Annotated in this window: 24 protein-coding genes and 1 pseudogene; 15 read left to right on the top strand and 10 right to left on the bottom strand. The window is 63.3% G+C overall.

The window, feature by feature from the left end; genetic code table 11:
• Positions 1-2 precede the first annotated feature (2 nt).
• Entirely contained in the window at positions 3-1031 is a 1029-nt protein-coding gene (hemE, locus tag NKH98_RS10535; protein ID WP_352898174.1) for a uroporphyrinogen decarboxylase, read from the bottom strand.
• Between the two features lie 401 nt (positions 1032-1432).
• On the opposite strand from hemE, the gene NKH98_RS10530 reads away from it, so the two are divergent.
• From NKH98_RS10530 to NKH98_RS10505, 6 genes and pseudogenes are all read left to right on the top strand, one after another.
• Complete coding sequence (locus tag NKH98_RS10530; protein ID WP_254817949.1) at positions 1433-2251, top strand: pyruvate, water dikinase regulatory protein; 819 nt, start codon at positions 1433-1435, stop codon at positions 2249-2251.
• Positions 2252-2421: 170 nt separating this feature from the next.
• Entirely contained in the window at positions 2422-3021 is a 600-nt protein-coding gene (locus NKH98_RS10525; RefSeq protein WP_352898171.1) for a Maf-like protein, read from the top strand.
• Complete coding sequence (locus NKH98_RS10520) at positions 3014-3856, top strand: shikimate dehydrogenase (RefSeq protein ID WP_352898168.1); 843 nt, start codon at positions 3014-3016, stop codon at positions 3854-3856. The genes NKH98_RS10525 and NKH98_RS10520 overlap by 8 nt, the downstream gene beginning before the upstream one ends.
• A complete protein-coding gene (gene coaE, locus NKH98_RS10515; RefSeq protein WP_352898165.1) occupies positions 3853-4455 on the top strand; it encodes a dephospho-CoA kinase in 603 nt (200 codons plus the stop codon). Before NKH98_RS10520 ends, coaE begins: the two co-directional genes overlap by 4 nt.
• An 86-nt stretch (positions 4456-4541) precedes the next feature.
• Positions 4542-5261, top strand: a complete 720-nt coding sequence (gene dnaQ, locus NKH98_RS10510) for a DNA polymerase III subunit epsilon (protein ID WP_352898162.1) — start codon at positions 4542-4544, stop codon at positions 5259-5261.
• Between the two features lie 219 nt (positions 5262-5480).
• Positions 5481-5770: pseudogene (locus NKH98_RS10505) on the top strand (GIY-YIG nuclease family protein).
• Positions 5771-6034: 264 nt separating this feature from the next.
• On the opposite strand, the gene secB reads toward NKH98_RS10505, so the two are convergent.
• Together secB and NKH98_RS10495 are read right to left on the bottom strand one after the other, a co-directional pair.
• Positions 6035-6535, bottom strand: a complete 501-nt coding sequence (gene secB / locus NKH98_RS10500) for a protein-export chaperone SecB (RefSeq protein WP_254817954.1) — start codon at positions 6533-6535, stop codon at positions 6035-6037.
• Positions 6536-6648: 113 nt separating this feature from the next.
• Entirely contained in the window at positions 6649-7140 is a 492-nt protein-coding gene (locus tag NKH98_RS10495) for an FxsA family protein (protein ID WP_352898159.1), read from the bottom strand.
• A gap of 198 nt (positions 7141-7338) precedes the next feature.
• Here NKH98_RS10495 and NKH98_RS10490 point away from each other — a divergent pair, with 198 nt between their 5' ends.
• Genes NKH98_RS10490 through NKH98_RS10475 form a run of 4 tightly spaced genes read left to right on the top strand, consistent with a single transcriptional unit; the run spans position 7339 to position 10131 of the window.
• On the top strand, positions 7339-8046 hold the full coding sequence (locus NKH98_RS10490) for a Tim44/TimA family putative adaptor protein (RefSeq protein WP_254817956.1): 708 nt from the start codon (positions 7339-7341) through the stop codon (positions 8044-8046).
• Positions 8047-8069: 23 nt separating this feature from the next.
• Positions 8070-9176, top strand: a complete 1107-nt coding sequence (mltA, locus tag NKH98_RS10485; RefSeq protein WP_352898156.1) for a murein transglycosylase A — start codon at positions 8070-8072, stop codon at positions 9174-9176.
• Positions 9173-9709: a Smr/MutS family protein gene (locus NKH98_RS10480; protein ID WP_352898154.1), complete on the top strand. Its 537-nt coding sequence runs from the start codon at positions 9173-9175 to the stop codon at positions 9707-9709. The genes mltA and NKH98_RS10480 overlap by 4 nt, the downstream gene beginning before the upstream one ends.
• 53 nt (positions 9710-9762) lie before the next feature.
• Entirely contained in the window at positions 9763-10131 is a 369-nt protein-coding gene (locus NKH98_RS10475; protein ID WP_023675912.1) for a helix-turn-helix domain-containing protein, read from the top strand.
• 9 nt (positions 10132-10140) lie between these two features.
• On the opposite strand, the gene NKH98_RS10470 is transcribed toward NKH98_RS10475, so the two are convergent.
• The 3 genes from NKH98_RS10470 to NKH98_RS10460 all read right to left on the bottom strand — a co-directional run bounded on the left by NKH98_RS10470 (position 10141) and on the right by NKH98_RS10460 (position 12879).
• On the bottom strand, positions 10141-10758 hold the full coding sequence (locus NKH98_RS10470; RefSeq protein WP_352476804.1) for a transglutaminase-like cysteine peptidase: 618 nt from the start codon (positions 10756-10758) through the stop codon (positions 10141-10143).
• A gap of 212 nt (positions 10759-10970) precedes the next feature.
• Positions 10971-12248, bottom strand: a complete 1278-nt coding sequence (locus tag NKH98_RS10465) for a polyhydroxyalkanoate depolymerase (RefSeq protein ID WP_254817961.1) — start codon at positions 12246-12248, stop codon at positions 10971-10973.
• Between the two features lie 271 nt (positions 12249-12519).
• Positions 12520-12879: a septal ring lytic transglycosylase RlpA family protein gene (locus tag NKH98_RS10460; RefSeq protein ID WP_254817962.1), complete on the bottom strand. Its 360-nt coding sequence runs from the start codon at positions 12877-12879 to the stop codon at positions 12520-12522.
• A gap of 303 nt (positions 12880-13182) precedes the next feature.
• Here NKH98_RS10460 and NKH98_RS10455 point away from each other — a divergent pair, with 303 nt between their 5' ends.
• Complete coding sequence (locus tag NKH98_RS10455) at positions 13183-13368, top strand: hypothetical protein (RefSeq protein WP_352898152.1); 186 nt, start codon at positions 13183-13185, stop codon at positions 13366-13368.
• Between the two features lie 58 nt (positions 13369-13426).
• Here NKH98_RS10455 and NKH98_RS10450 read toward each other — a convergent pair whose 3' ends face one another.
• The 4 genes from NKH98_RS10450 to tauA form a co-directional block, all read right to left on the bottom strand.
• Positions 13427-13609: a hypothetical protein gene (locus NKH98_RS10450; RefSeq protein ID WP_352476808.1), complete on the bottom strand. Its 183-nt coding sequence runs from the start codon at positions 13607-13609 to the stop codon at positions 13427-13429.
• A gap of 6 nt (positions 13610-13615) precedes the next feature.
• The gene (locus tag NKH98_RS10445) at positions 13616-14482 is read right to left on the bottom strand and encodes an ABC transporter permease subunit (protein ID WP_352898150.1); all 867 of its coding nucleotides are present in this window, start codon (positions 14480-14482) and stop codon (positions 13616-13618) included.
• Positions 14479-15252: a taurine ABC transporter ATP-binding protein gene (locus tag NKH98_RS10440; RefSeq protein WP_352898148.1), complete on the bottom strand. Its 774-nt coding sequence runs from the start codon at positions 15250-15252 to the stop codon at positions 14479-14481. The genes NKH98_RS10445 and NKH98_RS10440 overlap by 4 nt, the downstream gene beginning before the upstream one ends.
• Before the next feature lie 112 nt (positions 15253-15364).
• Positions 15365-16378, bottom strand: coding sequence for a taurine ABC transporter substrate-binding protein (gene tauA, locus NKH98_RS10435; RefSeq protein ID WP_352898145.1), 1014 nt, complete (start codon positions 16376-16378; stop codon positions 15365-15367).
• A 343-nt stretch (positions 16379-16721) separates the two neighbouring features.
• Here tauA and NKH98_RS10430 point away from each other — a divergent pair, with 343 nt between their 5' ends.
• The 4 genes from NKH98_RS10430 (at position 16722) to NKH98_RS10415 (ending at position 19434) form a co-directional block, all read left to right on the top strand.
• Positions 16722-16913: a hypothetical protein gene (locus tag NKH98_RS10430; RefSeq protein WP_352898142.1), complete on the top strand. Its 192-nt coding sequence runs from the start codon at positions 16722-16724 to the stop codon at positions 16911-16913.
• Positions 16914-17060: 147 nt separating this feature from the next.
• Positions 17061-17513, top strand: a complete 453-nt coding sequence (locus NKH98_RS10425) for an RrF2 family transcriptional regulator (protein WP_352476864.1) — start codon at positions 17061-17063, stop codon at positions 17511-17513.
• 49 nt (positions 17514-17562) lie between these two features.
• On the top strand, positions 17563-18909 hold the full coding sequence (locus NKH98_RS10420; RefSeq protein WP_352898139.1) for an FAD/NAD(P)-binding protein: 1347 nt from the start codon (positions 17563-17565) through the stop codon (positions 18907-18909).
• Positions 18910-19227: 318 nt separating this feature from the next.
• A complete protein-coding gene (locus NKH98_RS10415) occupies positions 19228-19434 on the top strand; it encodes a winged helix-turn-helix transcriptional regulator (protein ID WP_352898137.1) in 207 nt (68 codons plus the stop codon).
• The last annotated feature ends 51 nt before the right edge of the window (positions 19435-19485 follow it).

The following is a 19485-nucleotide window of genomic DNA, read 5'->3' as shown; positions in this document are numbered from 1 at the left end:
CGTCACGATGCGCTCCGCACCAGTTTCACCATCTGCTCGACATGCGCCAGCGGCGTCTCTGGCGTGATGCCGTGGCCGAGGTTGAAGATCAGTGGTCCGTCGCCCAGCGCCTTCAGGATCGCCGCTACGCCGTCGGCAAGCGCCTTGCCGCCGGCTACAAGCCTCAGCGGATCGAGATTGCCCTGCACGGCGCCGTCGCGCTGCAATTCCTTCGCCGTCGACAAGGGCACAGTCCAGTCGAGGCCGAGCCCCGTCACGCCGGTCTTCTGGCGATAGCTTCGATAGTGATCTCCCGCGCCCTTGGGAAAGCCGATGATCGGAACATTGGGATGGACAACCTTCACTTGCCGGACGATCTCGGCCACCGGCTCGACGCAGAACAATCCGAAAGACGCTTCGTCGAGCACGCCTGACCACGAATCGAAAATCTGCACGACATCGGCGCCGGCTTCGATCTGGCGGATCAGATAGGCAGCCGAATGATCGGCGAGCACCTTCAGCAGCCGAAGAAAGGCCGCCGGCTCGCGATAGGCGAACAGCCTGGCCGGCGCCTGGTCGGGCGTACCGTGGCCGGCAATCATGTAGGTCGCCACTGTCCAGGGCGCACCGCAGAAGCCGATCAGCGTCGTTTCATCGGGCAGTCTGGCGCGCAATCGCCGCACCGTCTCGTAGACCGGCTCGAGATTCACGTGAAACGTTTCGCCGTCGAGAGCCTCGATCTCCACAGCCGTGATCGGCGTCAGCAGCGGGCCGCGTCCTTCCTCGAAGCGCACGTCGCGGCCGAGCGCATGCGGCACGACAAGGATGTCGGAAAACAGGATCGATGCATCGAAGCCGAAGCGTTCGATCGGCTGCAGCGTCACTTCGACGGCGAGATCCGGGTCGTAACAAAGATCGAGGAAGGATCCGGCCCGCCTCCTCGTCTGCCGGTATTCCGGCAGATAGCGGCCGGCCTGGCGCATCATCCAGACCGGTGGCGGAAACGCCGTCTTGCCTCTCAACACGTCCAGCACGATCCGGTCTTGAGGCATTGAGCGCTAGCCCTTCCAGGCTTCCCTATAATTAAATATTCTATGTTTAGGAATCTTATGATTCTAAGAGTCTGTTGGTTGTGGTGGTTGTCTCCTGTCCCGCTTTGCCCTGGAAAAGACCAGCCAGCATATTGTCGCGCGCTTCTCCAGCGGGATTGCAGGACTTTGTGGAAAACCGCGAATTTACGACTGGAGTCAATGCGTTGCCGCCACGCCAGGGAAATTGCCCCTGTGGATGAAGCGAAGGCAAAAAGCTCCGTCCCCGGACTTGTCCCCAACCGCCCGGAGAAGCCGACAGCACATCGAATTGTGGACAAACCGGCATCTGATACAGTCGCTTTGCGGTGGCCGAGTTTTCCGCCCGGCTTATCCACATCGGCCCACAGCCTGGAATGTATCCTGTGAACAAACCGCAAAGCTTCTTTCATCTTCACCTGATTTCCGACGCGACCGGCGAAACGCTGCTGGCTGCCGGCCGCGCGGCCTCCGCGCAATACAAGGATGCGCGCGCCATCGAACATATCTATCCGCTCATTCGCACCGAAAAGCAGGTGACGAAGGTGTTCGAGGACATCGAAGAGGAGCCAGGCATCATCCTCTACACGGTGGTCGACCAGAAGCTTGCCCGCGGCATCGACGAACGCTGCGCGGCCATGGGCCTGCCCTGCGTCTCGGTGCTGGAACCGGTGCTGACGGTGTTCCAGTCCTATCTCGGCACGCCTGCCGGCCGCCGCGTCGGCGCCCAGCATGTGCTGGACGCCGAATATTTCCGCCGCATCGACGCGCTCAACTTCACCATGGAGCATGACGATGGCCAGCTGCCGGCCAATATGGATGATGCCGACATCGTGCTCGTCGGCATCTCCCGCACCTCGAAGACGCCGACCAGCATCTATCTCGCCAATCGCGGCATCAAGACCGCCAACATCCCGATCGTGCTCGGCGTGCCGGTGCCCGAAAGCCTGGTCAATGCCACGCGGCCGCTGATCGTCGGCCTGGTCGCCACCGCCGAACGGATCTCGCAGGTCCGGCAGAACCGCATTCTCGGCACCAGCGCCTACGAACCGACCGACTATGTCGACCGTGCCGCGATCGCCGAAGAGCTCGCCTATGCCCGCCAGATATGCACGCGGCATGGCTGGCCGATGATCGACGTCAGCCGCCGTTCGATCGAGGAGACGGCGGCGGCCATCGTTGCCCTGCGCGGCAAGACGCGGTAGGGCATGTCGATATTCAGGTGATGCCGGCCTGCGAAGGCGGTTTCCTGCGCTTCCGGTACTCACGGACCCAAATGTCCGCTCCGTTCCGGTTCTCGGAACCCACCATTCTCGACTCGGCCTGACCTGAATCTCGACACACCCTAGTGAGCGCCAGGAAACGGGCGAAAAAAATGGCCGAAAAAATCATCCTTGCCTCGGGCAGCCCGTTCCGCAAGGCGCTGCTCGTCAATGCCGGCGTCACTGTCGAAGCGGTTCCGGCTTCTGTCGATGAGCGCGCGCTGGAGGCGCCGCTGCAGAATAGTGGCGTGTCGCCGGAGGACGTCGCCCTGGTGCTCGCCGAAGCCAAGGCCACCGAAGTCAGCGAGCGCAGGCCCGGCGCCCTGGTGCTCGGCTGCGACCAGACGCTGTCGCTCGGCGACGAGCTGTTCCACAAGCCGGCCGATATGGAAGGAGCGCGCCGTCATCTGCTGGCGCTGTCGGGCAAGACGCATCATCTCAACAGCGCCGTCGTGCTCGCCCGTGACGGCCAGGTTCTGTGGCGGCATGTCGGCATCGCCAGTCTGACCATGCGCAAGCTCGATCCGGCCTTCATCGGCCGCCATCTGGCGCGAGTCGGCGCCACGGCGTTGTCCAGCGTCGGCGCCTACCAGATCGAAGGCGAAGGCATCCAGCTATTCGAAAAAATCGAAGGCGATTATTTTACCATTGTCGGTCTGCCACTCTTGCCGGTGCTGGCCAAGCTGCGTGAGTTCGGGGCGATCGATGGCTGAGGCCTCGAAAAAAGCCTTCGTCACCGGCCACCCGATCGCCCATTCCAGGTCTCCGAAGATCCACGGCCATTGGCTGGCGAAATACGGCATCGACGGCGTCTACGAGGCCATTGACGTTGCACCGGAGGCCTTTGCCGAATTCCTGCAGACGCTGCAGGCACAAGGCTATCGCGGCGGCAACGTCACCATCCCGCACAAGGAAGCCGCCTTCGCTTTGGCCGAGCGGCGTGACGCCGACGCCGAACAGATCGGTGCGGTCAATACGCTGTGGTTCGAGAATGGCGAATTGTGGGGCGGCAACACCGATGCCCATGGCTTCGCCGCCAATCTGGACGAATATGCACCGGGCTGGGCGGCCAACGGCCCCGCCGTGGTGCTCGGTGCCGGCGGCGCCGCGCGCGCGGTCATCCATGCGCTGAAGCAGCGCGGCATCAACGATATCCGCATCGTCAACCGGACGCTTGCGAGGGCGCAGGAGCTGCGCGACCGCTTCGGTGCCGGCGTCTCCGCCCATGGCATGGCGGCGACCGGCGAATTCCTCGAAGATGCCGGCCTGCTGGTCAACACGACGGCGCTCGGCATGCATGGCAATGAAGGCCTGTCCGCGGATCCGGGCAGACTGCCGGACCGCGCCATCGTCACCGACATCGTCTACGTACCGCTGGAGACGCCGCTGCTTGCCGCCGCCAAAGCGCGCGGCCTGAGAACCGTAGATGGGCTCGGCATGCTGCTGCACCAGGCGGTGCCCGGCTTCGAGCGCTGGTTCGGCATCAGGCCAGAAGTCACCGCCGAACTGCGGCAAATAGTTATTGCCGATATCGGCGCGATAAAATGATCGTGCTCGGCCTCACCGGATCGATCGGCATGGGCAAATCGACCACGGCCAAGATGTTTGCCGAGGCCGGCGTGCCGGTCCATGATTCCGACGAGGCTGTGCATCGCCTTTATGCCGGCAAGGCCGCGCCCTTGGTCGAGGCGGCCTTTCCCGGCACCACCAGATCCGGTGCGGTCGACCGCGCGGCACTGGCGGCGCGGGTGCTCGGCGACGCCCCCGCGCTGCAACGGCTGGAAGCGATCATCCATCCGCTGGTCCGTGCCGATGCCGATGCGTTCCTGGCTGAAAATCGTGCCGCCGGCACGCCGCTTGCCGTGCTCGACATACCGCTGCTGTTCGAGACCGGCGGCGGGAACCGCGTCGACAAGGTCGTGGTCGTCACCGCGCCGCCTGAAGTCCAGCGCGCCCGCGTGCTGGCGCGGCCGGGCATGAACGAGGAGAAACTGGCGTCGATCCTGGCCAGGCAGGTTCCCGACGCCGAAAAGCGCCGGCGCGCCGACTTTGTCATCGACACTGGTCAGGGCTTTGACGCCGCTCGCGCGGCCGTCAAGGCCATCATCGCCGAACTAGTCGTGGATAAGGCAGCCAGGCCTGGTTAAGAGGCTTGCAGACCCACATTACTTGTTGCCATTTTGTTCCTGGTGTGATTCGGCTAGAATGATGCCGGAACCAGTGGACTGATTCGATGCGTGAGATCATCTTCGATACGGAAACCACCGGCCTCGACACGCGCGAGGACCGCGTCATCGAGCTTGGCGGCGTCGAGTTGGTCAACCGTTTCCCGACCGGCCGAACCTTCCACAAATATATCAACCCGCAAGGCCGCCAGATCCATCACGAGGCGCAGGCCGTGCACGGCATCAGCGCCGCCGATCTCGTCGGCAAGCCGACTTTCATGGAGATCGCCGAGGAGTTTCTGGCCTTCATCGACGGCGCCAAACTGGTCGCGCACAATGCCGGCTTCGACATCGGCTTCCTCAATCTCGAATTCGGCCGGCTTGGCCATCCGGCCATCGATCCGGGACGGATCGTCGACACGCTGGCGCTGGCGCGCCGCAAGCATCCGATGGGCCCCAATTCGCTCGACGCGCTCTGCCGCCGCTACGGCATCGACAACGGCCGCCGCACCAAGCACGGCGCGCTGCTCGATTCGGAATTGCTGGCCGAGGTCTATATCGAGCTCATCGGCGGCAAGCAGGCAAGCCTTATCCTCGACAGCATTCTGACTCCGACGGGCGGCAGGCAGAATGTCGAAGACATCGATATTTCGATCGGCGTCAGGCCGATCGCCTTGCCGTCGCGCCTGACCGACGCCGAGCGCACCGCGCACGCGGGCATGGTTGGCAGCCTCGGAGAAAAAGCGCTTTGGTTGCGCGTCGCTCCGGAAGCGAGTTCCGCGGCGTAGTTAGGGCCGATCGGCAGCGAACGTCGATAGTCCCGTTCGGTGGAAAGTCGCCAAGCTTCGAGATTTGCCGAAACATCCCTCCACTTCGTCATCCCAGGGCGGAGCAAGGAGCGAAGCGACGCGGCGCAGACCCTGGGATCCATGCCATTACCTCAGTCGAAGAATGCAGCGGTTCAGAACGGCACTTGTGACGGCACCGGGGCAAGCTACCCTTCAGCCATGACCGGCTACACCTATATGACCGCGAGCCAGAAGCGCGGCACGAGCTATATCGGCGTCATCAACGATCTCGGCCGCCGCATGCCGGAGCACAAAACCGGCCAGGGCTCGCGCTTCACCAGCCGTTACGGCGTGCAGCGCCTGGTCTGGTGTATGAGGAACATTTCGACATTCGCGACGCCATCCAGCGCGAGAAGTCGCTGAAGCGCTGGCCACGCCAGTGGAAGATCGAACTGATCGAGAAGGCCAATCCGGAATGGTTCGAGCTTTTTCGCGGAACAGGTTGGTAGAGGACGCCCAGCCGGTGCCAAGAAGCATTCGATTCTGGTCAGAGCGGAGCACTGCCGACAGGTAACGGCATGGATCCCAGGGTCTGCGCCGCGTCGCTTCGCTCCTTGCTCCGCCCTGGGATGACGAAGGAATAGGTGTTTCGGCTAATCGCGAAGGTCTACGACGGCTCACCAAACGCAGGTGCGGGCTCGCTTCTGATGCATCGCCCCAACAAAAAACCCGGCGCAAGGCCGGGTTTTCAAACGCTAGCGAGACAGCCGCGCTCAGCTCACCTTGACCTTGGCGGCAGCCTGGTCCTCGGCCAGCTTCTGCTGGAACATCTGCGCGAAATCGATCGGGTCCAGCATCAGCGGCGGGAAGCCGCCGTTGCGTGTTGCCTCGGCAATGATCTGCCGCGCGAACGGGAACAGCAGCCGCGGGCATTCGATGAACAGGATCGGCAGCATGTGCTCCTGCGGGAAGCCGCTGATGGCGAAGACGCCGCCATAGACCAGTTCGACATTGAACAGCACTTCCTGGTCGAACGACGCTTTGGCATTCAGCGTCAAATTGACATCGAACTGCTTGTCCGAAAGCGGGTTGGCGTTGACGTTGACGTTGATGGCGATGCCGGGTGCCTTGTCGCGACCGCGCAAGGAGTTCGGTGCACCGGGGCTTTCGAAAGACAGGTCCTTCACATATTGCGCAAGCACGTTGAGCGAAGGCTGCGCCGCATTTCCATTACCGTTGGCTGCGCCGGTCGGCGCGTCGTCGTTGCTGGCCATAAGCTGTGGTCCTTTTGCCTGGGCAGCGTTGCTGACCGGATTGAAATTCGGGCGTTCGCTATCATGGCCGGCCCGACAAGACAAGTTTGCAAAAGACGCTGGTTGCTTTGCGGCTACTCGTCCTTGAGACGGCGCCAGGGAGAATCCGGTCCGCGCGTATGGTCGTCGGCACGCGAATAGTCGCCGTCGTCGAGGTCGATGATCTTGCCGCGTTGCCTTGCCCGCAAACCACTGCTGAAATCGGTGGCCAGCACGATGCGGCTTTTCAGCATCCGCCAGGCAAGATCGCGCACTGGCGGCAGGAACAGCAGAATGCCGAAAATATCCGAGATGAAGCCGGGGATAATCAAAAGGATCGCGGCCAGCACGATCATGGCGCCATGCGCAAGCTGGCCGCTCGGATCACGCCCGGCGTCCATTTCGGCACGTACCCTGGCCATGACGCCAAAACCCTGGTGTCGAAGGAGCAAGGCGCCGGCGACGCTCGAGGCCAGCACCAGCCCGACCGTCGCCAGCGCGCCGATCTGGCGGCCGACAATGACGAAACCGGCTATCTCCAGCAGCGGAAGCGCGAGAATGAACAGGGGAAACAGCGAGATACGCAAATCTTGACCGATCGTTTCGATGTTTTGCCGGCCGGCGAGCAATCGCCGCTGGCACCAGAGCTGTTAGATAGGTATGGCTGCCTTTGATTTGAATGATTGCGCCATGCGTTCTATATGCTTTGGATACCGAACGCTATGTGATCACGGCCCCTGCTTGGCCGCTGGTCCGGCCAAAGCAGGGATTGATCGGCGCAAGATATGGGCTTCTTCGACTTCGGCACGATTTTCTTTCTGATCGCGGCGGTGGTGATCTTCTTCCAGCTGCGCAACGTGCTTGGCCGTCGCACGGGAAACGAGCGCCCGCCCTTCGATCCATATACGGCAGCGCGCAAAAACGACAAGGATGCCGCCCAGAAACCCGAGAACGTGGTTTCGCTGCCGCGCAAGCGCCTGACAGGAGAGCCGGCGGCCGACACCTATGCGGCGATCGATGCCTTTGCCAAGCCCGACACCGATCTCAACCGGGGCCTGCGGGCGATCAAGGACAATGATCCGACGTTCGACCCGAAGACCTTCGTCGACGGCGCAAAGATGGCTTATGAGATGATCGTCATGGCCTACGCGGATGGCGACCGCAAAACCTTGAAGAACCTTTTGTCGCGCGAGGTCTATGACGGCTTCGTCGCGGCCATCGGCGACCGTGAGGCGAAAGCCGAAAAAATCCAGTCCTCCTTCGTCGGCATCGACAAGGCCGACATCGTTTCGGCCGAGATGAAGGGCAGCGAGGCGCACATCACGCTGCGCATTGTCAGCGAGCTGATTTCGGCGACCCGCGACAAGGCCGGCGCTGTCATCGACGGCGATCCCGAGACCGTCGCCGAGGTCAAGGATGTCTGGACCTTCGCCCGCGACACGCGCTCGCGCGATCCGAACTGGAAGCTCGTCGCCACCGAAGAAGAAGACTGAACTGGACGGCGGCGGAGGCTGTCGTGTCGCTTTCTCGAGCCTTCAGCGAAAGATCCTTTGGCGAATTGCCGGGCTGGGGCGAGGACGACCATCTCCCTGCCTTTGACGCCTTTCGCCGCTCGGCCTTTCATATCCTGACCAAACCCTACCGCTCCGGCGCGCTCGGCGTCGACTACAATGGCTTTGCCGATGCCTATGCCGAAGCGCGTACCGTTTCGTCGCCGAATCGGTTGCAGGCACGAAGCTTTTTCGAGCGCCATTTCGTTCCGGCCCGTATCGATGCCGAAGATAGTGGTCCCGGCCTGGTAACCGGCTTTTATGAGCCGGAGGTCGAAGCCTCGCCGGTGCGCACGGAACGATTTTCGGTACCGTTGCTGGCGCGCCCTGCCGACCTGGTCGACATCGACGACGGCAATCGTCCTTCCGGCTTGGATCCTTATCTCGCCTTCGCTCGTGCGGCGCCGAACGGCCCGGTCGAATATTTCGACCGCGGCGAGATCGAACGCGGCGCGCTTGCCGGAAAAGGGCTGGAAATCGCCTGGCTCGCCGACAAGGTCGACGCCTTCTTCATTCACGTGCAGGGCGCGGCACGGCTCAACATGACCGATGGCAGGCTTCGCCGCATCACCTATGCCGCCAAATCCGGCCAGCGCTTTACCGGACCGGGCAAGATCCTGAGCGAGGAAGGCGAGATCCCGCCGGAGAAGGTGACGATGCAGTCGATCCGTGCCTGGTTCAAGGCGCATCCGGAGCGCGTCGACGAGACCCTGTGGCGCAACCGCTCCTATATCTTCTTCTGCGAGACGGGCGTCGACGACCGGGAGCTCGGCCCGATTGCTGCCGCCAAGGTGCCGCTGACACCCGGCCGCTCGATCGCCGTCGACCGGCTGTTGCACACGTTCGGCACGCCCTTCCATATCGATGCGCCGTCGCTGACCGCCTTCGACGGAAAACCGTTCCGGCGGCTGATGATCGCGCAGGACACCGGTTCGGCAATCACCGGCCCGGCCCGCGGTGATCTGTTTGCCGGGTCGGGCGAAGCGGCCGGCGAGATCGCCGGCGTTATTCGCAACGCCGCGGATTTTTATGCGCTGATCCCCCGGTCGCTGGTTTCAGGAGCAGGCCGATGACCCGGCGCATCGACAGGCTGAGCGAGGACGACCGGGTGCTGTGGAACCTGGTCGCGCGCACGGCACAACCCCTGAAGGGCAGAACCGCCGTCGAAATTCCACACGTTGGGCCGGAGATCGACGAGACCAGGCAGGCGCCGCCGCCGGCACAGGTCGCGGGCAATCCTGCCGCGGCCGCAAAGCCGAAGGCGCAGCATGTCTCCCACGCACTCGACGAACCGACGCTGGACAAGCTGTCGAAGGGCCGGCTGCCGATCGAGGGCCGCGTCGACCTGCATGGCCTGACCCAGGACGAAGCCTATTCGCTGCTGTTTTCCTTCCTGTGCCGGGCGCATGCCGGCGGCATCCGCTACGTCCTGGTGATCACCGGCAAGGGCTCTTCGTCGGGCGGTGATGGCGTCTTGCGGCGCGCCGTGCCGTCATGGCTGTCGACACCCGCTTTCCGGCCCCTCGTCTCCAGCCACGACCATGCCGCCCGCAAACATGGCGGCTCGGGTGCGCTCTATGTCCGCTTGCGGCGGGCACGCTCATGAGGGCATGCCGATGAGGGACGCACCTATGAGGATGCATCCATGAAGGTGCGCTTGTGACCCCGTTCGGCGAAAAGCTTCGCGTGCTGCGAAACGAGCGCGGCGTCAGCCAGAAAGACATGGCCAAGGCGATCGGCGTCAGCGCAGCCTATCTCTCGGCGCTGGAACACGGCCGCCGCGGTGCGCCGAGCTGGACGCTGATCCAGAAGATCATCGGCTATTTCAACATCATTTGGGACGACGCCGAGGAACTGGCGCGGCTGGCCGAAACCTCGCATCCGCGCGTCAAGCTCGACACGTCGGGCCTTAGCCCGGCGGCGACCGAGCTTGCCAATCTCCTGGCCGACAACATTGAAAAGCTCGACGAAGCCGAGCTTCGCCGCATCATTGCGTCGATCCGCGCCGCGCTGGCACGGCCGAAATGAGTTGCCTTGTTACTGGACCGAGCCGACCAGAACCTGCTGGCCGCCGCGGATGGAGACCCAGCGGCCGGTATTGTCGATCGCCTGCCGCTTGAGGAAACGATAGCCGGTCTGGTCCCAGGGACGGACCTGGTCGGTCAGATTGTCAAGGATGTAGTCGCCCTTGTCGGTGCGCACCGTCAGCACGGCGTGGCCTTCGCCATCCGGCTTGCGCACGACGGTCATCAGCAGATCGGCAAACGAGACGCCCAGCCGGTTCAGCTCACGGCGCTTTTCCAGGACATAGTCCTCGCAATCGCCAACGCCCTTGTCGGGATAGGCCCAGACCTCATCCTTGCCGTAGATGTCGAAGTCGCTCTCCGGCTTGACGGCGGCGTTGACCTTTGCCGTGACGCTGAGCAGCTTGCGCCACAGCGAGCCGGTCAGGCTGGCGGGCGACAGATCCTTCGGGCGGATCGAGCATTCGGAGGCGTAGCTCTTGCAGAAATCATAATGGCCGATCGGCTGCGAGGTCGGGCCACCTGTTATCATCGGGCCGGCCGCCGAGGCCGAACTGGCCCAACCTGCCGCCACAGTAAGTCCGGCCAGCGCGCACAGGCGCAGCGTTCTCGCCATTGGTGAGGAAATCATTGTCCCCGCTTGTCCCTTGTTATTAACGAAACGTTAAGGGGTATTTACAGTCCGTGTCAATTATGAGGATGGATTGATTTTTGCGGCATGGTTACCCGCGTGGCGCCAACGCGACTATTGTGCAACAGGTCGACTGGCCGCACGGCCGCGCCAGCCGATGATTTTGGCATAGACCGACCTGATGCGGATTGACGGGCATCATCACTGGTCGCCTATTTCTTGCCGGTCCTGACCAGCTTGGGCTTCACCGCAACACGGTTCTGACGGCCGTAGCTGGTGATGAAGTCGACGATGCGCGGCACGATTTCGGAACGGAAGCGCGAGCCGTTGAACACACCATAATGGCCGACCGCAGGCTGCATGTAATGGGCGTGCCTGTCGGCTGGGATGTTGATGCACAGATCGTGCGCGGCCTTGGTCTGGCCGAGGCCGGAGATGTCGTCGTTCTCGCCCTCGACCGTGAACAGGGCGACATTGCGGATCGCCGAAGGATCGACCGCCACGCCGCGATGCGTCATCGTGCCCTTGGGCAAGGCCTGGCGGACAAACACGGTGTCGACGGTCTGCAGGTAGAATTCCGCCGTCAGATCCATCACCGCCAGATATTCGTCGTAGAACTCGCGGTGCTTCTCGGCATTGTCACCGTCATGCTTCACCAGATGCATGAAGAAGTCCTTGTGGGCGGTGATGTGGCGGTCGAGGTTCATGCTCATGAAACCCGAAAGCTGCAGGAAGCCGGGATAGACCTCGCGGCCGAAGCCCGGCACCGGCCAGGGCGCGCGCATGATGACATTGTCGCGGAACCAGTCGATGCCCTTTTCCTGCGCCAGCAGATTGACCGCCGTCGGATTGCGGCGCGTGTCAATTGGCCCGCCCATCAGCGTCATCGTCGAGGGCACGAACGGATCACCCTTGGCTTCCATCAGTGCCGCCGCCGCCAGCACCGGCACCGAAGGCTGGCACACCGCCATCACATGGGTGTCGGGGCCCAGCGCATGCAGCATGTCGACGATGTAGTCGATATAGTCGTCAAGATCGAAGCTGCCGTCGGCCAGCGGCACCATGCGGGCGTCGACCCAGTCGGTGATATGCACGTCGGCATAGGGCAGCATCGCCTCCACCGTGCCGCGCAGCAGCGTCGCGTAGTGGCCCGACATCGGCGCGACGATCAACAGCTTCGGATCCGGCCGGCGCCCGGCAGGAACCGCCCGCTCGAAACGAACCAGGTTGCAGAACGGCCGCGACCAGACGGTGCGTTCGCTGACCTCGACGTTTTTCCAGTCGACCACGGTCTTGGTCAGGCCGAATTGCGGCTTGCCGTAGCGGCGCGTCGTGCGCTCGAACAGTTCGGCCGTTGCCGCAACCGAGCGGCCCCAGGACGTGTGTGAGACCGGATTGAGCGGATTGGAGTAGAACAGGCGCACCGCATCGGCATAGAGGCGCGCCGGCTGCAAGGCGGCGTGGTTCAGTTCGTAGAGCTGGTAGAACATCGAGAACCCCGCTGCCGACTGCGATCGAAGGGCCGACGAGCAGCGCCGAGCCTTGAATGCTTTGCGGGGAAGTTAGCAACAATCTGCTGCGATGCAATACGTCAATCTGCGTGATTTATGCTCATTCTTTCGTCCAAGGCATTGAGAATCCGCCTGGAAGGGCAACAGCCGGCTCAATGTGCACCTGCGAAGTGCACCTGCGAAGGCCAGGCAAGGGCACGGCTATTGGGAAGATCGTTGGAGGCGGCGTCCGGCCGTGGCGGCCGGACCGTTAGACCCGTGCCATGCAGACAGCGGTATGGCCCGAGCTGATGAAGCCAAGCTGACTGGCTGCGCCCTTCGACAGATCGAGCATCCGGCCCCTGATAAAGGGGCCGCGGTCGTTGATGCGCACGACGACGCTGCGGCCATTGTTGCGATTGGTCACCTTCAGCTTGGTGCCGAACGGCAGGCTGCGATGCGCGGCGGTCAGCGCCGACGGGTTCATGCGCTCGCCGGAAGCGGTTCTGGAATGCAGTGAGTACCAGGAGGCACGACCGCACTGAGCAGCGGCGTTGGTGGCGGATGCGCCGACCGTCAGGCCGGCCGCAATCGTGGCCGCGACGAGCGCGGCCTGATAGCTTTTCTTCATGCTTGGGGTTAGCTCCGTTGACAGACCCAAGCCGTTAGGTGCCGAACAAGGCAGCAAATGCGGCAATGATCTGTCGGTTCCATGGCAATGTTACACGTTTGGAGTCGGCGCGAAACAATTTGTCAGAGACTTTCTGCAGCGAGGCGCAGCTTCTTTGATGATGTCTGCGCCGATCTCCGGGCGTCTTGCACAAGATCAGAGATTAGCATCCAAGTAGAAGTTGGTGTAATCGAGCAGCGTCTTCTCGCTGTTTCATTCCGGCCGGAACGCGGTTTATGATCGACTTGGAACGGAGTTCTAGCGATGAGATTGATCAAAAATCTGCTGGCCTTGATTGTGCTCACCATCGGCGTGCTGTGGACGTTGCAAGGCATCGGCGTTATCGGCGGCAGCTTCATGACCGGCCAGTCGCAATGGCTCTATGTCGGCATCGTCACCGCGCTGGTCGGCTTGGCCGGCCTGGCCTGGGCGAACCGTTCGCGCGTTTGAGCAGGCGTCGATCCTCAGGCTCCCGCCAGAGCGCCACAGCGTACCCGTGGCGGCCGGGTCACCGCGACCAGTATTGCCAGCCCCAGTAGAAACTTTCGTCGCGCGGCGGCAGGCGGTTGCGCTCCGCGTCCAGTTGCACCGGCGTTTTGCGTTCGCCGTCAGGCGGCTGTTTGTCCCCGGCCTTGATCAGGCGGAGCCAATGGCCGAAATGCGCGAACAATACAGCGATGGAATGGGGCATTGTCGGTCACTCCCGCCCTGCCCACGGGACGAGCACCCGCTCGATCCTGCGGATGATGAATTCGAGCACGAAGGCAATGGCCGCGATCACCAGTATGCCCATCACCACCACGTCGGTGACGAGGAACTGGGCAGCGGACTGGATCATGAAACCGAGCCCGCGCGTCGCGGCCACCAGCTCGGCGGCGACCAGCGTCGACCAACCGGCGCCAAGCGCGATGCGCAGACCGGTCAGGATCGAGGGCAGCGCGCTGGGCAGGGTGACGTGCCTGATCACTTGGCGCTGCGTGGCGCCAAGCGCGCGCGCTGCATTGATGCGTTCCTGCGAGACGCCGCGAACACCCGATGCCGTCGACAGCGCAACCGGTGCCAGCATGGCAACGGCAATCACCAGGATCTTGGACGGCTCGCCAATGCCGAACCAGATAATGATCAGCGGCAGATAGGCGAGCGGCGGGATCGGCCGCAGGAATTCGAGCAGCGGATCGAAGAGGCCACGCCCGATCGTGCTGACGCCGATCGCCAGCCCGATGGGAACGCCGACGACGATGGCGACGATCAGCGCTGCAAACACGCGCCACAGGCTGGCGGCGATATGCTGGAGCAGCGTCGCGTCGACAAAGCCGTCACGGGCGACGACGACAAATTTGTTCCAGACTGCCACAGGCGACGGCAGGAAAACCGGCGGCACCAATTGCAGGCGGGCCGATACCGTCCACACTGCCAGCACCATCAGAATGGTGATCGCGCTAACCACGCGGGCCGAAACGCGGCTGCGTCTCGGCCGCGGCCGCGACCATGGCACCGACAGCGCGTCGGCTCCGTCGTCGACTTTGGAGCGCTGCGGCCGCTCGGTATAGGAGGTAACGGTCATGCTGCCTCCCCTTCGAAGATCGCGTCGGTCAGCTCGCCGCGCGCCGCGGCGAAGGCGGGATCGGCCTTGATGCTACGAATGGCCTCGCCGGCTGCATAGCGCCGGCTGAAACCGGCCTCGAAACTCCGCACCACCCGGCCAGGGCCGGGAGCGAGCACAATGATGCGGGTGGCGAGCACCAGCGCTTCGTCGATGCCGTGCGTGACCATCAGCACGCCGACCTGGCTTGCCGTCCACAGATCGAGCAGCGTTGTCTGCATGCGTTCGCGTGTCAGCGCATCGAGTGCGCCCAGCGGTTCGTCGAGCAGCAGGAATTGCGGCTCGGCTGCCAGCGCCCTGGCCAGGCCGACGCGCTGGCGCATGCCGCCGGAAAGCTCCCAGATGCGCTTGTCGCCGGCGCCGTCGAGCTTCACCAGCGCCAGAAGGTCGTCGGCAGTCCGCGCCCGTTCGGCGGCCCTGACACCGCGCAGCCTGAGAGCAAAGGCGACATTTTCCCGCGCGGTCAGCCACGGAAACAATGCGTCGTTCTGGAACACGACGGCGCGGTCCGAGCCTGGCGCCGTGATCGGCCTGCCGCCAATCGTGGCGCGTCCGCGCACAGGCTGGACCAGGCCCGCAGCGACGTTGAGCAGCGAGGTCTTGCCGCAGCCGGAGCGGCCGACCAGGACAACGAAGTCATCCTTGGCGATGTCAAGCGACACGCGTTCGACGGCCGGCGCCGGCTGGCCGTCATAATGAACCGAGACTTGGTCGAGCATGAGATGCGTCATGTGGGGTCGCCGATATTGTAAACCTGCCAGCCCCGAAGCCGTTCCTCGTCAGCGGCTCCGGGGCAGGCAACGCGCGTGTCAGGGAAGAGAGGACGCGCGTATTGAGCCGCCGCTAATTCGAGGCCAGCGCCTCGCCGACATATTTCGACGACACGTATTTCGAATAATCCGGCAAGACGGCGTCAATCTTGCCCTGCTCCTTGAGGAAGGCCGATGTCGCCTCGACCGCCTTGACCGTGCCGCCACCGAGGAACTTGTCCGAGGCCTGCTCCTCGAGCGTCGGGAAGACATAGCCTCTCAGCAGTTGCGGCACGTCTTCGAGCTTGGCCCCGGTGATCCTGGTGATCTTGGCCGCTTGCGGCGAGGACACCGACCATTGATCCGGCTTGGCCAGGAAGTCGGCATAGGCAGCGCCCGTCACTTTGACGAAGTCGCGCACCGCTTCCGGGTTCCTTTCGGCGAAGTCGGTGCGCACGATCCAGGCGTCGAAGGTCGGCGCGCCCCAGGCTGCGACCTGCGAGGAATCCAGCACGACCTTGCCCGTCGTCTTGATCTGGCCGAGTGCCGGATCCCAGACATAGGCGGCGTCGATGTCGCCGCGCGCCCATGCCGCCGCGATCTCCGGTGGCCGCAGGTTGAGAATATCGACCGACTTCGGGTCGACACCCTCATGCTTCAGCGCGGCAAGCAGGCTGTAATGCGTCGTCGAAACGAAGGGCACCGCCACCTTCTTGCCGGCAAGGTCGGCGGCCTTCTCGATGCCGGCGCCATTGCGGGCGACAAGGGCCTCGGATTCGCCGATCAGCCCGACAATGAAGATTGTCTGGATGGGAAGCTCGCGGCTCGCCGCCGCCGCCAGCGGGCTCGAGCCGACATAACCGATGTCGACCGAACCGGAAGCGATGGCGGCGATCACGTCGGCGCCGGAATCGAATTTCCGCCAGTCGATTGCCGCCTTGGTCGCGCTCTCATAGGCGCCGTCGGCCTGCGGCACCTTCGAGGGTTCGACGACTGTCTGGTAGCCGATAGTGATCTTGAGGTCCTGCGCATCGGCTGGGCCGAGAAAGACGGCACCTGCCAGAGCCGCCGAGGACAAGAGAACGATACGTCGCGAAATGGTGGACATGAAAGGCTCCTTGGAAACGAGAAAACCCGGATTGCGTTTCATATTCACCTAACTCTATCGTTCTTGTAGAGTTAAATCCTTCCAATCGGCTCGGCCTTGTTAGAAAAAGTCGTCTGGCTAGGGCAGTTGCCCATTCGCACGCTTCTGGGTGATGGCCCGGGTGAGAACCAGCGTCCTTGCCCGGGAACCTCTTCCATGTCGTCCATACGCGCAGCAAGGATTTTCCCGTTTTCACCTGCATCGGCAAACCCATGCTGCGAGCAGCCAAGAAATTGGAAACAAGTTCCCTGTGTTCGCGGTTAAGTCTAGTATCCTTATCGACATTGAAGGATTGGAGAGGACGATGAGCGACGCCACCCTCCTTGTTGCCGTGCGCGGCATGCTTTGGCCTTCAAATTCAGGGGCAGAAGCTGCCGTCGGTATTCTCGCCGATCGGGACATTCCTGCCGCCGGCCAGTTTGCCGGTGTGCCATTCGCGGCGGCTCCTGTGCTCGCAAGGGCACAAGCCCCGACCAAAATGGCCATTGCGGCTTGAAAACGAAGCAAAATCAACGTTTCTCGGCTTGTATATCATGTCACTAGAATTTATCTGTAGTGACAGCTTGGACGCGGCGGGGAGGCACGCCAGGCGTTTCGCAACCGATGGCCTTGCGCCATCGCATGACAGAGAAACGTTCGGGTTATGCTCACGAAAAAAGGTAAGTACGGCCTCAAGGCGCTCGTCCATCTGGCGCGCCTGCCGGTTGGACAGCTCGCCTTCGTCAACGACATCGCTACAGGAAACAATATTCCGAAGAAGTTCCTTGATGCCATTCTTGGCGAATTGCGCAATGCCGGGTTCGTCCAGAGCCGCAAGGGCAAGGACGGCGGCTATCGGCTGGCGCGCCCGGCGGACGAGATCAAGGTCGGCCACGTCGTGCGCGTGCTCGACGGGCCGCTTGCCCCCATTCCTTGCGCCAGCCGCACCCAGTATCAGCGCTGCGAAGACTGCAACGAGGCGACATGCCAAGTCCGACACCTGATGCTGGAGGTCCGGCAGGCCATCGCCGAGGTGCTGGATCAGCGCAGCCTCGCCGAAATGCGCGATATCGTCGGCGACGAAGACTTTTCGGCGGCGTTGAAAATCCAGGCCTGAACCAATCTCTCCTGAGCCGGCGACGATCGCCAGCACAGCTGGTGTGCGTATGACCGGGCGCGCTACGCCAAATTCGATCATCATTGTCGGTGGCGGCGCCAGCGGCGTCGTGCTTGCGGCGCATCTGCTGAAGTCGCCCAATCCCGATCTCCGCGTCAGCCTGATCGAAAAACGCCCGCATTTTGGGCAAGGCATGGCCTATTCAACGCTGCTGTCGGCGCATGTGCTGAATGTCAGCGCGTCGGGCATGAGCGCCTATGCCGACGATCCCGGCAATTTCTCGCGCTGGCTGCTTGAACGCGGGATAGCGACGCCGGAACAGGCGCCGGTCTATGCACCGCGCAGCGTCTACGCCCGCTATCTCAAGGAGCTGCTCGACGAGCTCGAGGCGCGTGAGCAGCAGACGGGCCGGCTGCGCCTGATCCGCGAGGAGAGCCTGTCGATCTCGCCGACCGCCTCCGGCGTCGAGGTGGCGCTGGCCAACGGCACCAGCGTGGTCGCGCATCTTGCCGTGCTCGCCACCGGGCATGACGAAGAGCCGGGGGCGGGGCAGGGGCATGCGATCAGGATGGGATCCGAGGCGGACACTGCGCTCGACCCCGAAGCCCAAGTCCTGGTGCTGGGCACCGGCTTGAGCATGGTCGATGCCTTCCTGTCGCTCGAGCAGCGCGGCCACCGCCGCGCGATCGTCGCGGTGTCGCGGCGCGGCCTGCTGCCTTCGCCGCATCGCAAGGGCAATCCGATCAAGCTCGACGTCGCCGACATTCCGCTCGGCACCCAGCTTTCCTATTTCGTCGGCTGGTTCCGCGACCTGATCCGGGAAAACCAGAAGGCCGGTATCGACTGGCGCGACGTCGTCGACGGTCTGAGACCCTTCAACCAGAAGATCTGGCAGAACTGGCCGTCCTCGGCCAAGCGCCGCTTCGTCGAGCACACCAAGGCCTGGTGGGACATCCACCGCCATCGCATGGCGCCGGAAGTCTACACCCGCGTTGCCGAGGCGGTGCAAGCGGGCCGCATCCGCCTTGTCGCCGGGCGCGTCGTCGAGATCGCCGCCGGCGACGGCTTCAGCGTACAGGTCCAGTCGCGCCACACACAGCAGCTCGAAAGGTTCGACGTCACCCGCATCTATGATTGCACAGGCATCGCCAGGGACATCTCGACCACCTCGAACAGCGTGGTGCGGTCGCTGGTCGAGCGTGGACTGGCACGGCCGGATCCGCTGCGCCTCGGCCTCGACGTGACCGCTAACTGCGAGGTCATCGCCGGCGACGGCACGGTATCCGCCAAGATCCTCGCCGTCGGGCCACTGACGCGCGGCACCTTCTTCGAGATCGACGCCATTCCCGATATTCGTGTGCAGTGCGCGCGGCTGAGCAAGCGCTTGCTCGGATGAGGCTCCCTTTGTCTTGACGCAATTCGGATGCAAGACCGCCGCCGTCGGGTGAAAAGATCTCGACGGCATAACCGCGTTCGCTGAAGGCGAACCAGGGCGCGGGAGCTCGCTCCACCAGAAGTCAGCCCGTGGTGGTCGAGACAGCTAAGCGATGACGCCACGTTCGGCCGTCTCGCTTTGACCGGATTGGTGTCGCGTACGCTCGTCTTCGGTCTCCTCCATGGATTTTGTACTCGGCGAGGCCGTAAGCCGCGACCCTGGCCAGATGGCCGGGCAAATTCTGCTTTCGTCGTCACCGTGCCTTGCCTACCATGGCCCATGACCCAACGGGGAAGACCCTACGGCTGTCCGGTCGAGTTCGCGCTCGACGCGCTCGGCGGCAAATGGAAGACGGTGATCCTGGCGCGCATCAAGGAACAGCCGATGCGCTATTCCGACCTGCGCCGGCTGATCCCTTCGCTTTCCGACAAGATGCTGAAGACCTGGTCAGCCTCTCGGTCTATATCGCCGGCGACCTGGATATAGGGCCGGCCTTCGGCGCCTGGATGGCCTTCTGGGCAAACCGTGGCGCGCCGC

Source organism: Mesorhizobium sp. M0833 (genome assembly GCF_040319905.1).
Lineage (GTDB): Bacteria > Pseudomonadota > Alphaproteobacteria > Rhizobiales > Rhizobiaceae > Mesorhizobium.
The sequence above is the reverse complement of the archived record's forward strand: the minus strand, read 5'-3'. Positions and strand labels throughout refer to the sequence as shown.